The sequence below is a fragment of the Terrabacter carboxydivorans genome, assembly GCF_039532035.1.
GTDB lineage: Bacteria > Actinomycetota > Actinomycetes > Actinomycetales > Dermatophilaceae > Terrabacter > Terrabacter carboxydivorans.
The window spans coordinates 1-787 of sequence record NZ_BAAARE010000073.1; the positions used below are offsets into that span (position 1 = coordinate 1).

At 74.2% G+C, this 787-nt stretch carries 2 protein-coding genes; both read right to left on the bottom strand.

The window, feature by feature from the left end; translation table 11 throughout:
- On the bottom strand, positions 1 to 481 hold a 481-nt coding region (locus ABD297_RS23605; protein ID WP_344257615.1), incomplete at its 3' end, for an ATP-binding protein.
- On the bottom strand, positions 481 to 787 hold a 307-nt coding region (locus tag ABD297_RS23610), incomplete at its 5' end, for a hypothetical protein (RefSeq protein ID WP_344257617.1). The genes ABD297_RS23605 and ABD297_RS23610, both read right to left, overlap by 1 nt.

The window sequence follows — 787 nt, forward strand, 5'->3', positions numbered from 1 at the left end:
GCCGGCCGGCGCGGTGGGCCTCGGTCAGGCGGGTGACCCAGTCGGTCGCGGTCGCGAACAGCACGCGGTGGCCGTGGCCGGCGGCGGCGATGCCCAGGCCGGTGGCCAGGTGGGTCTTGCCGGTGCCCGGCGGTCCGAGCAGCACGACGTTGCGGGCCTCGGTGAGGAACCCGCCGGAGGCCAGGGCGGCGATCTGCTGGCGGACGGCGGGTTGGGCGTCCCAGTCGAACTCCTCCAGGCTCTTGCGCGCGGGGAAGCCGGCGCCCCGGATCCGCAGCTGGGCGCCGGAGGCGTTGCGCGCGGCGACCTCCCGGTCCAGGACCGCGGCGAGGTACTCCTCGTGGGTCCAGCCGGCGTCGCGGGCATGGTCGGCCAGCCGAGCAGCGGACTCGACGATTCGAGGCGCTTTCAACGCTGCCGACAGGTAGGTCAGCTGCTTGAGCGCCGTACTGACGGCGTCCGTCTTGGCCTTTGCTGACATCAGGCCACCTCACCGTCAGCCTTGCCGCCGGTGCCGCCGGTGCCGCCGGTGCCGCCGGTGCCGCCGGTGCCGCCGGTGCCGACGGTGCCGCCGGTGCCGCCGGTGCTGCTGCCGGTGCTGCCGTCGGTGAGTTCCTCGACCGCACAGAGGGTTTGACGCTCGAGGGCGCCATCGAGCAGGCCGAAGGCTCGGTCGTAGTCGGCAAGGTCGCGTGCGAGCTCGTCGCCGGCAACCGGCACCGGTTGGGTGGGGTGCAGGTACTGCTGCCGCAGCTGTTTGGCTGCGGCGAGGTGGGCCGGGTCGGTG